13 protein-coding genes are annotated in these 13,168 nt (G+C 63.3%); 10 read left to right on the top strand and 3 right to left on the bottom strand.

The window, feature by feature from the left end:
• Positions 1 to 8: 8 nt before the first annotated feature.
• Entirely contained in the window at positions 9 to 653 is a 645-nt protein-coding gene (locus IC608_RS10105; protein ID WP_191775014.1) for a ThuA domain-containing protein, read from the top strand.
• Here the strand turns inward: IC608_RS10105 and IC608_RS10100 are convergent, their stop codons facing one another.
• The gene (locus IC608_RS10100) at positions 654 to 1,370 is read right to left on the bottom strand and encodes an SAM-dependent methyltransferase (protein ID WP_191775012.1); all 717 of its coding nucleotides are present in this window, start codon (positions 1,368 to 1,370) and stop codon (positions 654 to 656) included.
• Positions 1,371 to 1,523: 153 nt separating this feature from the next.
• Between IC608_RS10100 and IC608_RS10095 the strand changes: the two genes are divergently transcribed.
• From IC608_RS10095 to IC608_RS10080, 4 genes are read left to right on the top strand one after another with little or no spacing between them, the layout of a single operon-like run.
• The gene (locus tag IC608_RS10095; protein ID WP_210316288.1) at positions 1,524 to 2,441 is read left to right on the top strand and encodes a cytochrome c oxidase subunit II; all 918 of its coding nucleotides are present in this window, start codon (positions 1,524 to 1,526) and stop codon (positions 2,439 to 2,441) included.
• Positions 2,438 to 4,513 carry a cbb3-type cytochrome c oxidase subunit I gene (locus IC608_RS10090; protein WP_191775010.1) on the top strand — a complete coding sequence of 692 codons (2,076 nt, stop codon included), beginning with the start codon at positions 2,438 to 2,440 and terminating at the stop codon, positions 4,511 to 4,513. The genes IC608_RS10095 and IC608_RS10090 overlap by 4 nt, the downstream gene beginning before the upstream one ends.
• A complete protein-coding gene (locus tag IC608_RS10085; RefSeq protein ID WP_191775008.1) occupies positions 4,510 to 5,133 on the top strand; it encodes a cytochrome c oxidase subunit 3 in 624 nt (207 codons plus the stop codon). The genes IC608_RS10090 and IC608_RS10085 overlap by 4 nt, the downstream gene beginning before the upstream one ends.
• Complete coding sequence (locus IC608_RS10080) at positions 5,130 to 5,429, top strand: cytochrome o ubiquinol oxidase subunit IV (RefSeq protein ID WP_191775006.1); 300 nt, start codon at positions 5,130 to 5,132, stop codon at positions 5,427 to 5,429. The genes IC608_RS10085 and IC608_RS10080 overlap by 4 nt, the downstream gene beginning before the upstream one ends.
• 1 nt (position 5,430) lies before the next feature.
• On the opposite strand, the gene gnd is transcribed toward IC608_RS10080, so the two are convergent.
• Positions 5,431 to 6,432: a phosphogluconate dehydrogenase (NAD(+)-dependent, decarboxylating) gene (gene gnd, locus IC608_RS10075; RefSeq protein WP_191775004.1), complete on the bottom strand. Its 1,002-nt coding sequence runs from the start codon at positions 6,430 to 6,432 to the stop codon at positions 5,431 to 5,433.
• 295 nt (positions 6,433 to 6,727) lie between these two features.
• Positions 6,728 to 7,420: a FadR/GntR family transcriptional regulator gene (locus IC608_RS10070; RefSeq protein ID WP_191775002.1), complete on the bottom strand. Its 693-nt coding sequence runs from the start codon at positions 7,418 to 7,420 to the stop codon at positions 6,728 to 6,730.
• A 140-nt stretch (positions 7,421 to 7,560) separates the two neighbouring features.
• Here IC608_RS10070 and IC608_RS10065 point away from each other — a divergent pair, with 140 nt between their 5' ends.
• The 5 genes from IC608_RS10065 to IC608_RS10045 all read left to right on the top strand — a co-directional run bounded on the left by IC608_RS10065 (position 7,561) and on the right by IC608_RS10045 (position 13,144).
• On the top strand, positions 7,561 to 9,102 hold the full coding sequence (locus tag IC608_RS10065; protein WP_210316287.1) for a sugar ABC transporter ATP-binding protein: 1,542 nt from the start codon (positions 7,561 to 7,563) through the stop codon (positions 9,100 to 9,102).
• A gap of 33 nt (positions 9,103 to 9,135) precedes the next feature.
• The gene (locus IC608_RS10060) at positions 9,136 to 10,131 is read left to right on the top strand and encodes an ABC transporter permease (protein WP_191775000.1); all 996 of its coding nucleotides are present in this window, start codon (positions 9,136 to 9,138) and stop codon (positions 10,129 to 10,131) included.
• Positions 10,132 to 10,213: 82 nt separating this feature from the next.
• Positions 10,214 to 11,161, top strand: coding sequence for an ABC transporter substrate-binding protein (locus IC608_RS10055; RefSeq protein ID WP_191774999.1), 948 nt, complete (start codon positions 10,214 to 10,216; stop codon positions 11,159 to 11,161).
• A 76-nt stretch (positions 11,162 to 11,237) separates the two neighbouring features.
• Positions 11,238 to 11,969: an SDR family oxidoreductase gene (locus IC608_RS10050; RefSeq protein ID WP_191774997.1), complete on the top strand. Its 732-nt coding sequence runs from the start codon at positions 11,238 to 11,240 to the stop codon at positions 11,967 to 11,969.
• A 125-nt stretch (positions 11,970 to 12,094) separates the two neighbouring features.
• Positions 12,095 to 13,144 (top strand): HD domain-containing phosphohydrolase, encoded by a 1,050-nt coding sequence (locus tag IC608_RS10045; RefSeq protein ID WP_191774994.1) that lies wholly within the window; start codon positions 12,095 to 12,097, stop codon positions 13,142 to 13,144.
• Positions 13,145 to 13,168 lie beyond the last annotated feature (24 nt).

Below are 13,168 nucleotides of genomic sequence, written 5' to 3'. Positions count from 1 at the left end.
CACCGGGAATGACCAAGAAGGCCCTCGTCGTCTGGGGCGGCATGGAACTACACACTCCCGAGCGCGGCGCGCACGTCGTGCGGGAGCTTCTCGAAGAAGAAGGCTTCGCCGTCACCGTCACGCCGGACTACGACGCGCTGGGCGCGGAAGATGTCGGCAGCAACGACCTCGTCGTGCCCGTCATCACCGACGGAACGCTCGCGCCCGACAAGATGGACAAATTGATCACGGCGATCCGCGCCGGGACGGGTCTTGCCGGCTACCACATGGGCCTCGCGACGACCTTCCGCGCCAGCGTGCCCTTCCGCTATGCCGCAAGCGTCTACTGGGTACAGCACCCAGGCAACATCATGGCCTACCGCGTGGACGTCACCCGCCCCGACCATCCGATCATGGCCGGTATCGAAAGCTTCGAGCACACGTCCGAGCAGTACTATCTCAACTACGATCCGGCCGTCGAAGTGCTCGCGACAACCACCTTTTCGGGCGACATCCACCCCTGGCGCAAGAATGTCGTGATGCCCGTGGTGTTCACCACCACGCACGACAAAGGCCGGGTGTTCTATTCCTCGCTCGGCCATACCGCGGAGGAACTGGACATCCCGCATGTCCGCACCATCCTCAAGCGCGGCCTGCTCTGGGCCGCGCGCTGATTATTGCTGGGCCGCCTCCGCCTGCCGCCGCAACACTTCGGACTCTGGTAGGGCATTGGCGTATGCCAGCTCCCGGTTGGCTCGTGCCCAGAAGGCTGGATGCACCCGGTCGAGCAGCGCTGGGTCATCGGGACGAAGATCGAGCCGCTCGGCAGTCACCTGATCAAGGAACAGCAGCGTGTTCTGCCGGTACCAGGCGGGGATAGCGTCGTCGGCCCAGATTTTGGGCCGGATGATGTCATGCGCCGAATAGCCTTGCTGCCGGAACAGCGCAGCCCAAAAGCTAGGCCATTGTTCGTTGAGGTGTCCGACCCCGCCCTGGCCGGGGATCGCTGCGCTGAACAGAACGGCAGGCGCCATGGCGCAGAGATCGCCAACGAAGGTGGCCGCTCGCTCTGGTGAGAGATGTTCGGCCACCTCTAGCGACACCACCAGATCCACCGCGTGACAGCCGAGGCGTTGTTCGAGGTTTCGATGCTCGAAAACGATGCGCTTGTCGTCCAGCAAGCTCGCGTCCAGCCAGTCGCCCTCCACGCCGAAGGCATGGCTTGCGCCGGTTCTGAGGGCTTGGGCGAGAAATGTGCCGGTGCCGCAGCCAATATCAGCAACACTGTCGCGGACTAGGCCGAGAGGCAACGCCGCAAAAATGCGCTCTGCAGCATGCGCCGTGTGTCGGCGGCGGTCGGTGTAGAAGTTGGCGGGATAAAGATCGGTCACGGCGATCCCCTCGGGAAATGCGGCACCCTAGCATGCGGCTTGTGAAAATCTTGCGGCCTCGGGCGGAACACCACCGCATATTGTGTGTTAGGCTCTTACGCTGGTCCGCTCGAGACGGACCAGATAGGGCAAATCTTGGGAGTTGGCTTGGGCATGGACCGTTTCCTGCGCCTCGCCGCAATACCGTTCTTCCTTGCGCTACTGGCGGGCTCTGCACTGGCCGATGGCCTGCTTACGCCAATGGGTCCCGTCGCCGCACAGCAGCAGTTGCACCTCTGGCGGGTCATAGGAATTACTGCCATCGCCGTTGTCCCGGTCCTGGTCGGGGTGCCTATCATTGTCTGGCGCTATCGTCGGCAGCGGCACGGCACGTATCGGCCCGACTTCGGTTTTTCCGGCCATCTCGAGGCGGTGATGTGGGGTGTGCCGGTAGTGCTGGTGGCAATCCTCGGGTTCTGGCTGTGGCAGTCTACCGTCCGGCTCGATCCATACAAACCGCTCGGCCCTGACCCGCTTGAGATCGATGTGGTGGGCCTCGACTGGAAGTGGCTCTTTCTTTACCCCGAGCAGCATCTGGCCAGTGTGGGCACTCTTGTTCTGCCGGTGGACCGGCCGGTTCAGCTGCGCCTCACGACCGACACGGTCATGCAGAGCTTCATGATCCCCTCGCTGGCCGGGCAAGTCTACGCCATGCCCGGCATGATCAGCGAGCAGAACCTCGTCGCGGACACTGCGGGGATCACCAAGGGGCGCAACGTCCAGTTCAATGGCGCCGGCTTCGCGCGGCAGGACTTCCCGGTGAACCTCCTGCCCGATGCACAATGGCAGGCTTGGACCGCCGGTCATGCCGACGCGCCCGCTCTCGACGCAGACGCCTATGCCCAGTTGGCGAGGGCCGGCACCCTCGACGATGCACGCGAGCAGTTCGGCCTGCAAGAGGGCAGCCTTGTGCTCAACCTCGTGGATGAGAGTCTCTTTCAGTCCATCGTTGGCCGTTATCATGACGGCCGCCCGGTTGAGCCGGCTTCCCAGCCCGGCGCAGCTGCCTACCTCCCCGGAAACCAGCCATGAACCTGCTCTTCGGCCGCCTCGGGTGGACGGACACACCCTTTGCCGAGCTCATTGCTCACCCCAGTGTCAACACCGCCGTGGCTTCTGGAGCAGCCGGTCTCGTAATCCTGGGCGCCCTCGTAACCACGGTCCTGCTGACGCGCTATCGGCTTTGGGTGCCGTTATTTCGGGATTGGCTGACCAGCGTCGACCATAAGAAGATTGGCGTCATGTACATCGTTCTGGCGCTGGTGATGATGTCCCGCGGCGTTGCGGAAGGCGCGGTCATGCGCGCCCAGCAGGGCACCGCACTGGCCGGTGGCTTTCTGTCCGCCGATCATTTCGCGCAGCTTTTCAGTACCCATGGCACGATCATGATCTTCTTCGTTGCCGTGCCGATGATCGTCGGGCTGATCAATATCGCCGTGCCGCTGCAGATCGGTGCACGCGACATGGCCTTTCCGGTGATGAACCAAGTCAGTCTCGGCCTCACCGCCTCAGGCGCTGCCCTGATGATGATCTCGCTGGTCATCGGCCAGTTCGCCACCGGGGGATGGACCAATTACCCGCCCTATACGGGCCTCGCCTTCAACCCCGGCGTCGGTCCCGATTACTGGCTCTGGGCCATCCTTATATCCGGCGTCGGGTCCATGCTTTCGGGCATCAATTTTGCCGTGACGATCTACAAGAAGCGCGCGCCCGGCATGCACTACATGCGCATGACGCTCTTCACCTGGACCTCACTCTGCACCGCCATCATGCTGATCTACGCCATGCCGCCGCTGACTGTCTCATCGGCCATGCTGGCGCTTGACCGTCTCCTCGGATTTCATTTCTTCACCAATGATCTGGGCGGCAACATGATGAACTACGCCAACATCTTCTGGATGTTTGGCCATCCGGAGGTCTACGTCCTGGTGCTTCCCGCCTATGGCGTGTGGTCTGAAGTCGCCTCCACCTTCTCGGGCAAGACGCTTTATGGCTATACGTCGCTGGTGCTGGCCACCATGGCGATCGCCGTCATTTCCTTCACGGTTTGGCTGCACCACTTCTTCACGATGGGGCAGTCATCTTCCGTCAACATCGCGTTCGGCATCGCCACCATGGTCATCGCCGTGCCGACGGGGGTGAAGGTCTACGACTGGATGGCAACGCTCTGGCGCGGCCGGATCCGCCTCACCGTGCCGATGATTTATCTCCTCGGCTTCTTCATGCTCTTTGTCATTGGCGGCATGACCGGCATGATCCTCGCCAACCCCAGCATCGACTATCAGGTGCACAACTCGACCTTTCTCGTCGCGCACTTCCATAACGTCCTGATCCCCGGTGTCCTCTATGGAGTGCTCGCGGGCATTCACTACTGGTTTCCCAAAGTCTTCGGTTTCCGGCTCGACGAGCGCCTCGGACGCGTTACAGCGGGGCTCTGGGTCGTTGGATTCAGTCTCACCTTTTTCCCCCTGTACGTGCTGGGCCTGATGGGCATGCCCCGCCGTCTGCCGGACTTCGATGACAGCGCCTACGGGCCATGGGTAACCGTGGCCGGCATCGGGGCCCTTGTTGTCCTGGCGGCGCTGGCGATGATCTTTTTCACCTTCTGGTACTCGATCAGGCATCGCGACCGTTTTGCCGTGCCGCTGGGCGATCCGTGGGATGGGCGGACGCTGGAATGGAGCGTGGCGGCCCCCGCGCCGGAATGGAACTTCGCTCGCCTTCCTCAGGTTCGGCAGGTCGACGATTTTTGGCGGGCCAAGCAGGATGGTCGCGCCTATGCGCCCATCGAAGAATACGAAGATATCGTGATGCCGCGCTCCACCGCCTTCGGTCTCGTAATAGCTGTCGCCAGCTTTTGCATGGGCTTCGGCATCATCTGGCACATCTGGTGGTTCGCGGCGCTGGGGTTCGTCGCGATCCCTGCCGCCATGATCTTCCGCGTCTTCCGCACCGACACCGAGCGCACGATTCCCGCAGCCGAAGTGCGGGAAAAGACGGAGGCCTGGCTCGCGGCCGTGCATGCGGCTACGCCCGTTACGCGCGATGAGGAAGATACGCCTGCCAACCGCGGTCGCGCGGTGTTCGAGGGTAACCCGGCATGAGCGACAATCTCCACCCCGGGATCAACCTCGGTGCCGATCATGGCAGCGATCATGCAGGCGCCGAGGCCACTGTATTCGGCTTCTGGGTCTTCCTGATGAGCGATCTCATCACCTTCGGCGTGTTCTTTGCCACATACGCGGCAGCCAGCGACGTCGTGGGGCGGGCGGGGGGGCCAGGGCCGCTTGAGTTGTTCAACCTGACGAGTGTGGGCCTCCAGACGGCCATTCTCCTCATCAGTTCCCTCACCTGTGGCTTTTCAGCACTCGCGGTCAAATACAAGGAAGGCGTGGCCAAGGTCACCTTCTGGCTCGCCGTGACGGCCCTCTTGGGCCTCGCCTTCCTCGCCCTGGAAATCAAGGACTTTGCCGACATGGCTGCAAAGGGCGGCGCACCCACCCGGTCGGGCTGGCTATCAAGTCTATGGGCGCTGGTGGGGCTGCATGGCCTCCACATCACCGTCGGCATCCTCTGGGCAAGTGTGATGATGGCGCTCATCCTCCGGCGTGGCGAGAACCACCACACGAAGCGCCTCATGCTCATGTTCGGGCTCTACTGGCACTTCCTCGATCTGATCTGGATCGGCATTTTTTCCGTCGTGTTCCTGGGAGGCCTCGCATGACCCACGAACAGCGCGAGCGTCGCAGCTACTTCATCGGCTTCGCCGCCTGCGCAGCCTGGACGGCTCTGGCCTTTGGAGCAGTGATCCTCCGCCTCGATCAGATAACCGCCCTCTGGATCATCGGCGTTTCAGCACTGGCCCAGGTGGTGCTGCAGTTCCGCTACTTCCTCCACATCGACTTCAGCCGCCAAAAGCGGGAGGATCTGCAACTGATCCTCTTCTCCGCGCTGCTCCTGGCGATCATGGTCGGCGGGACGGTGTGGATTCTCGCCGACCTGGACAAGCGGATGATGTAGTCTAGCCGCCCGGCTTTTCGTGATGCCCGCCAAAGGCGTAGCGCATGGCCGAGATCATCTTGTTGGCGAACTCGTCATTGCCACGCGAGGAGAAACGCTGGAAGAGTGCTGACGAAAGCACCGGTACCGGCACGCCGGTCTCGATGGCGGCCTTGAGCGTCCAGCGGCCTTCACCGGAATCGGAGACGTTGCCCGCAAAATTGTCGAGCTTGGGGTCGCGCAGCAGGGTCTCTGCGGTCAGGTCCAGTAGCCACGAACTGATTACGCTCGAGTGCCGCCAGACTTCAGCGACGGCGGCAATATCGAAATCGTACTGATAATATTCCGGCTCGGACAGCGGCGCCGTTTCGGCATCCGTGGTGCGCGTTTCGGTGCCGGCGTCGGCCTTGTCGAGCACATTGAACCCTTCGGCAAACGCGGCCATAACGCCGTATTCTATGCCGTTGTGCACCATCTTGACGAAGTGGCCGGCACCCGATGGCCCGCAATGGAGATACCCCGCAGGCGCCGTGCCCACAGCACCGTCCAGAGGGCCGGCAGCGCCTGGCGCTAGAGACGCGAAGATGGGATCGAGGCGTTTGACGGCGGCCTCGGCACCGCCGATCATGAGGCAGAAACCGCGCTCCAGCCCCCACACGCCGCCGCTCGTGCCGACGTCGATGAAGTCGATGCCGAGCCCGGCGAACTCGCGCGACAGGTCCACCGCCTCGCGATAATAGGAGTTGCCGCCGTCAACAATCGTGTCGCCTGCCGAAAGAAGCGCGGCAATCTCGCGGGCGAGCTGGCTCGTGAGTGCAGCTGGAACCATGAGCCAGACGGTACGTGGGGCATCGAGTTTGCCCACCAGATCGGCCAACGATGCGCTGCCCGTAGCGCCTTCGGAGACGAGTGCGGCTACGTTGTCGGGGCTGACGTCGTAGGCGACGCAATCGTGTCCGGATCGCATCAGCCGCCGAACCATGTTGCCGCCCATGCGACCAAGGCCCACCATTCCGATCTGCATCTTGTTTTCCCTGTGTTGTTGGCAATTTTGCTGGGCAGTGTGCAACCTCTGTGGCGCAGGCGCAAACGCCCTTGGCGGTCACACTTGCGGCACCACCCGTCCGTGCTGTGCCCGATTGATACCACCACCGCACCACGAACCAACCTCTGGAGGCACCATCACCGATGGGTTCGGCGGCCGCTTACAGATGACCCTGGTTGAAGAAGAGGCGGTGAGGCGCGACCAAAGGGCCAGCCTGCCGTCTGTCACTGCGCCCTAGCGCCATACCACAATGGGGCAGCCGGTCTAGCGCCCGCTACTCCCAGGCCTCCAGCATTGCATCGCTGACGAACTGCAGATGCCGCGCCATGGCCACGCGCGCAGCGCTTTCGTTGCCGGTGACCACGGCCGCAACGATCGCGTCGTGGTCGGCCAGGATCTGCGCCCGTACCGAACCGATATCAGCCAGGTGCTGATGAAACCGCGTGTCCACCGCACACCGCCTCTCGGTCCAGAGGTCGTCCAGAATTCCGCGCAGCACGGCGTTGCCGCTGGCCTCGGCCAAGATCATATGAAGCGCGCGGTCGTCATCCGTGGACCAATACCCCGCTTCCGTCGCGGCTCGCATGTTCTGCAGCGTCTCACGCAGGCGCGCCGCCGCAGCTGGCGACAGGAACCGGCTGGCCAGCGCCGCCGCCTCCGGCTCAAGCAGCCGCCGTACCGCCATTGTTTCGAGCGGCGAGGCGCTGCTTTCGGGCAGCGCAGCGGCGGGACTTCCCGGTCCGCGAACGAAGGCTCCCACCCCAACCCTGACCTCGACCAGTCCAGCCACCTCGAGGGCGATCAGCGCTTCGCGCACAGTTGGGCGGGATACTCCGAGGGACGATGCGAGGTCTCGTTCCGAAGGCAACTGCCGACCGGCCTCGACCGCTCCCGCCAGGATCTGGTCCCGGATCTGGTCGGCGATCTGGATGTAGAGTTTGCGGTTCGAAACGGCCTGTAGCTTCATCCTGCCCCCTGATGAAGTTCTACTGACACCGGCAGCCCGTGTCCACTGGTCTGACCGCTTGACAGCCTGGCCGTGTTGCCCTTAGCTCGTCCCCGGTTGCAACCGCCCCTGGAGCGGTGCGACCGCGGGAGGATGCCATAATGGTGGAGCCACGGGAGAGCGCGCCTGTCGTGCCGTTGGTCGAGATGACCGGCATCGACAAGTCGTTCCCTGGCGTGCGCGCCCTGTCTCAGGCGCGCTTCCAACTCCTGCCCGGAGAAGTGCACGCCCTCATGGGAGAGAACGGCGCCGGCAAGTCGACGCTGATGAAGATCCTTTCCGGCGTCTACCAGCGGGATGCTGGTACAATCCTGCTCGATGGTCGGCCCAGCGAAATTGCCTCCCCGCGCGAAGCGCAGGATCGCGGCATCGGCATTATCCACCAGGAACTGGCGCTAATGCGGGACCTGACCGCGGCGCAGAACATATTCATCGGTCGCGAGCCCCGTCGCTTCGGCATTCTCGACGAGCGCGCCCTCAATCGCGACGCGCAGGCCATCTTCGACTCGATGAACCTGCGGCTCGACCCCACTGTCGTGGTGGAGAGCCTGACCATCGCCAAGCAGCAGATGGTCGAGATTGCCAAGGCCCTGAGCTACCGGTCGCGCGTTCTCATCATGGACGAGCCGACGGCGGCGCTGAATGACGCAGAAATCGCCGAGCTCTTTGCCATCATCAACCGGCTTAAGGCTGAGGGCGTCGGTATCGTCTACATTTCGCACAAGATGGACGAGATCAAGCGCATATCCGACCGCGTCACCGTCATGCGGGACGGCGAATATGTCGGCACCGTCCCCGCCGCCGAAACACCCATCGAGACGATCATCTCCATGATGGTCGGGCGCACGCTTGGCAGCGAGACCTTCGTCGTACCCAACACTGCCGATGCGCCGGTTGCGCTCGAAGTGCGCAACCTCAATCGCGGGCGGGAAATCCGCGACGTCAGCTTCTCGGTTCGCCAAGGCGAAATTCTCGGGTTCGCCGGTCTCATGGGGGCCGGACGGACGGAGGTCGCCCGGGCCATATTCGGCGCCGACCGCCGCGAGAGCGGAGAAATCTGGGTGCATGGCAAGCGTGTCGGCATTTCGACCCCCAGGGATGCGGTCGCCAGCGGCATCGGGTATCTCTCCGAGGATCGAAAACTTTTCGGTCTCGCGACCGGGCTCGACGTGCGCAACAACATCGCGCTGCCGAGCCTCGAACGGTTCACCGGCCCGGGCGGCATCCTCAACGATGCGGCCATGCGCGATGCGGCCAGGGGCTACATCCGCCAACTGTCGATCAAGACGCCAAGCGAGACCCAGGAAGCGCGGCTGCTCTCGGGTGGCAATCAGCAAAAGGTGGTCATTGCCAAGTGGCTGCTGCGCGACTGCGACATTCTCATCTTCGATGAACCGACGCGTGGCATCGACGTGGGCGCAAAGACCGAAATCTACAAGCTGCTCAATACGCTCGCCGCACAGGGCAAGGCGATCATCGTCATCTCCTCGGAATTGCCCGAGGTGCTCCGCCTCAGCCACCGCATCGCGGTGATGTGCGAGGGTCGCCTGACCGGCTTTCTGCCTGGCGGCACCAGTCAGGAAGAGATCATGCGCCTTGCCACCCAGCGCGAACCGTCCATGCAGGTGCGCCATGCGGGATAGCCTCACGCAACAGCGGAAAATCGAGGGAAAGCCATGACCGACGCCACTGCTCCCGCCGTCCGCTCCAGCCCGCGCGTTTCAGGCGCTTTTCACCGCCTCCTGGCGTTCTCCGGGCTGATTGCGCTGGTGATCGTGTTTTCGCTCGCCTCGCCCAATTTCATGCAGACTCAGAACATTCTCGCTATCCTGCAGGCCACGTCGGTCAACGGCGTGCTGGCCATCGCGGCGACGCTGGTCATTATCACTGGCGGCATAGATCTGTCGGTCGGCACGCTGATGACCTTTTGCGCGGTCGTGGCAGGCGTCGTGCTGACGTTCTGGGGCCTGCCGCTGCCGGTCGGCATCGTCGCCGCCATTCTTGCGGGCACTGTCTCCGGCCTGGTTTCCGGCACGGTCATCGCCAAGCTCAAGGTCCCGCCCTTCATCGCCACGCTCGGCATGATGCTGATCCTCAAGGGCCTGTCGCTGGTCATTTCCGGTACCAAGCCCATCTATTTCAACGACACGCCCGGTTTCACGCAGATCGCGCAGGGCTCGTTCATCGGCGCGATCCTGCCGGCGCTGCCCATCCCCAACGGCGTCGTCATTCTCTTTGCCGTCGCGCTGATCGCTGCCTTTGTGCTCTCGCGGACCGCACTGGGTCGCTACACCTTCGCCCTCGGCTCCAACGAAGAGGCCGTGCGGCTTTCGGGCGTCAATGTCGATCGCTGGAAGATCGCCGTCTATGCCACCTCGAGCTCCATCTGCGGCATCGCCGGTCTCCTGATCGCCAGCCGCCTCAATTCGGCACAGCCGGCGCTGGGGCAGGGCTACGAGCTTGACGCCATTGCTGCGGTGGTCATTGGCGGGACCTCGCTCTCGGGCGGTCGCGGCACCGTACTGGGCACGCTGATCGGTGCCCTCATCATTTCTGTGCTGGCCAATGGCCTGCGCATTCTCTCCGTACCCCAGGAATGGCAGACGGTCGTCACCGGCACCATCATCATCTTGGCGGTCTATGCCGACATACTGCGGCGCCGCTCTCTTTAGGCACCGACCATCCGCGCATCCGCGCCAACATCAAGAGGTCGCTTCACGACCCCATAAGAACGAGCAGTTTGGGAGGATCACCATGCTCACCCGTCGCACCGTCCTCGGCGCCTTCAGCGCCCTGGCCATGCTGGCCACCGCCGGCGTGCCGTCTATCGCGCAGGACAATTACGATATTGCGCTCATCTCCAAGGGCTTCCAGCATCAGTTCTGGCAGGCCGTGAAGGCCGGGGCCGACAAGGCCGGCGAAGAACTGGGCGTCAAGGTCACCTTCGAAGGACCCGACACCGAATCCCAGGTCGACCGGCAGATGGACATGCTGGCCGCGGCATTGTCGCGCAATCCCAGCGCCATCGGCTTTGCAGCGCTCGACTCGCAGGCGGCGACTCCGCTCCTCGAACAGGCTAAGGCCGCCAATATCCCCGTCATCGCTTTCGACAGTGGCGTGGACAGCGACATTCCGCTGACCACCGTCACCACGGACAACGTTGCGGCGGCCGCGCTGGCTGCCGACAAGATGGCAGAACTCATCGGCGATGAGGGCAAGGTTGCGGTCGTCGCCCATGACCAGACCAGCCGCACTGGCATCGACCGAGTGGACGGCTTCGTCAATCGCATGAAAGAGGCGCACCCCAATATCGAAGTGGTGAGCGTCCAGTATGGCGGCGGCGATCAGCTGCAGTCGACCGAGATCACCAAGTCCATCCTGCTGGCCAATCCTGACCTCAAGGGCATCTTCGGCGCCAATGAAGGCTCGGCCATCGGTGTGGCCAACGGCAAGACCGAACTGGGCAGCGACATCGTCGTGATCGGCTTCGATAGCGGTGCCGCCCAGAAGGGCATGATCAAGTCGGGCGTCATGGCCGGCGCTATCACGCAGAACCCGGTCGGGATCGGCTACGAAACCGTCAAGGCTGCCGTGGGCGCGCTCAAGGGCGAAACCCTTCCCAAAGTCATCGACTCCGGTTTCAACTGGTACGACGCCACCAATATGGACGACCCCGAGATCGCGGCCGTCCTGTACGACTGAAGACAGCGGCTCCTTCCCCTAAGGGGGAGGGAGCCGCTTCCGGCCGGAAGCGGCCACGAACACCTCAAGGACAAACATGGCTGACCTCGCCGGCAAAGTCGTTCTCATCACCGCCGCTGCGCAAGGCATCGGTCGCGCCTCCGCAGAAGCCTTCGCCCGCGCCGGTGCGCGAGTGGTCGCCACTGACATCAATGCCGAGCTTCTTGCCCAGCTCGAGGGCGCCCAGAACATTTCCACTCGTGTTCTCGACGTCTTGTCAGATCAAGCCGTCAAGGCTGCGGTGACCGAGATCGGCCGGATCGACGTCCTGTTCAACTGCGCCGGTGTCGTCCATTCGGGCACGGTGCTGGAGATGAGCGATGCCGATCTCGATTTTGCGCTGAACCTCAACGTCAAGGCGCAGATCCGGACGATCCAGGCCGTGTTGCCGCAGATGCTGGAGCGCAAGGACGGGGCGATCATCAACATGGCCACGGTCGCTTCATCGGTGAAGGGTGTCCCCAACCGCGCTGCGTACTCCATCTCCAAGGCAGCCGTCGTCGGTCTGACCAAGTCGATCGCCGCCGATTTCACCACGAGCAATATCCGCGTCAATGCCATCTGCCCGGGCACGGTGGATTCGCCCAGCCTGCACCAGCGCTGGGCCGCGACGGGGGATGTCGAGGCAGCGCGCAAGGCCTTCATCGCTCGCCAGCCCATCGGCCGCATCGCCCGGCCCGATGAGGTGGCCGATCTTGCGGTCTATCTCGCCGGCGCCACCTACACGACCGGACAGGTGCATATCATCGACGGCGGCTGGACGGCCTAGGCAGCGCGTCGGATCGCTCCTTTGCTTTTCCCTTCGTTGCGCAAACCGACGCGCTTCGTCCTCCGCCGTTAAGCTTGGCATAAGCAGCGCTGGCTAGTATCGCCCCAGGACCAGGGACCAAACGCATGCGTCTGCTCATTGTCGATGACAGCCGGTCGAGCCTGGCATTGATCGCTGCCATCCTGCGTGAGGCCGTCATCGGCGAGGTTGAGCTCTGCCTCAATCCCGTGGAGGCGCTCGAAAAATGCGCCCAGACACAGTTCGACCTGGTTGTGGTTGACAACATCATGCCCGAGATGGACGGCGTGGCCTTTACGGCCGCGCTCCGCGCTCGCCCGGCCTATCACATCGTGCCCATCGTCATGGTCACGTCCGACCTCGACGCGAGCGTTCGGATCGAGGCCATCAAGGCGGGTGCTACCGATTTCCTCCACAAGCCGTTCGATCCGACTGAGCTCCAGGCGCGCGCGGCCAATCTTCTGGCGCTGCGCCAGGCGCAGGTGGAATTGGCGGATCGCGCCAACTGGTTGGCACGCGAAGTCGAGCGCGCCACAGCACACCTGCTCGCCCGGGAGGAGGAGATCATCTCCCGGCTCGGCCGTGCCATCGAGTATCGCGACGGGGACACGGGTGAACATGTGTCGCGCGTCGCGCTGATCAGCCGGATGATTGCCGAAGGCGTAGGCCTCTCTGCCGAGCGCTGCCGCATGATCTATCTGGCTGCGCCCCTGCACGACATCGGCAAGATCGGAATTGCGGATGCTATCCTGACCAAGCCGGGCAAACTGTCGCCCGACGAAATGGCCAAGATGCGCGAGCACGTGACCATTGGTGCTCGTATCCTCGGCAACGGTGACAGCGAGTTGATCCGGACCGCCGAACTGATCGCCCAGAGCCATCACGAACGCTGGGACGGCGGCGGCTACCCTGATCAATTGTCACAGACCGACATTCCCATTGAAGCGCGCATCGTCGCTATCGCGGATGTCTTCGACGCGCTGTGCTCTGAACGGTCATACAAGGCCGCCTGGCCGATCGAAAAAGCCTACGCCGAGATCGTTCGCTCCAGCGGCAGTCACTTCGATCCCAAATGCGTGACGGCCTTCCGCGCCAAATGGCCGGAAATAATGGCGCTGATGCAGTCGGCCCCCGTTGCGGACGCTGCTGACTTCTGAACCGAAGCGACTTTCTCTCGTCAT

It is taken from the genome of Devosia oryzisoli, from assembly GCF_014837245.1.
Lineage (GTDB): Bacteria > Pseudomonadota > Alphaproteobacteria > Rhizobiales > Devosiaceae > Devosia > Devosia oryzisoli.
This window is presented reverse-complemented; position numbering and strand designations above follow the sequence as displayed.

Coding starts and splice junctions, on each gene's coding strand:
- IC608_RS10080 (WP_191775006.1), top strand. CDS start 5,130: ATGACCCACGAACAGCGCGAGCGTCGCAGCTACTTCATCGGCTTCGCC.
- gnd (WP_191775004.1), bottom strand. CDS start 6,432: ATGCAGATCGGAATGGTGGGCCTTGGTCGCATGGGCGGCAACATGGTT.
- IC608_RS10095 (WP_210316288.1), top strand. CDS start 1,524: ATGGACCGTTTCCTGCGCCTCGCCGCAATACCGTTCTTCCTTGCGCTA.
- IC608_RS10090 (WP_191775010.1), top strand. CDS start 2,438: ATGAACCTGCTCTTCGGCCGCCTCGGGTGGACGGACACACCCTTTGCC.
- IC608_RS10085 (WP_191775008.1), top strand. CDS start 4,510: ATGAGCGACAATCTCCACCCCGGGATCAACCTCGGTGCCGATCATGGC.
- IC608_RS10050 (WP_191774997.1), top strand. CDS start 11,238: ATGGCTGACCTCGCCGGCAAAGTCGTTCTCATCACCGCCGCTGCGCAA.
- IC608_RS10065 (WP_210316287.1), top strand. CDS start 7,561: ATGGTGGAGCCACGGGAGAGCGCGCCTGTCGTGCCGTTGGTCGAGATG.
- IC608_RS10045 (WP_191774994.1), top strand. CDS start 12,095: ATGCGTCTGCTCATTGTCGATGACAGCCGGTCGAGCCTGGCATTGATC.
- IC608_RS10060 (WP_191775000.1), top strand. CDS start 9,136: ATGACCGACGCCACTGCTCCCGCCGTCCGCTCCAGCCCGCGCGTTTCA.
- IC608_RS10070 (WP_191775002.1), bottom strand. CDS start 7,420: ATGAAGCTACAGGCCGTTTCGAACCGCAAACTCTACATCCAGATCGCC.
- IC608_RS10055 (WP_191774999.1), top strand. CDS start 10,214: ATGCTCACCCGTCGCACCGTCCTCGGCGCCTTCAGCGCCCTGGCCATG.
- IC608_RS10105 (WP_191775014.1), top strand. CDS start 9: ATGACCAAGAAGGCCCTCGTCGTCTGGGGCGGCATGGAACTACACACT.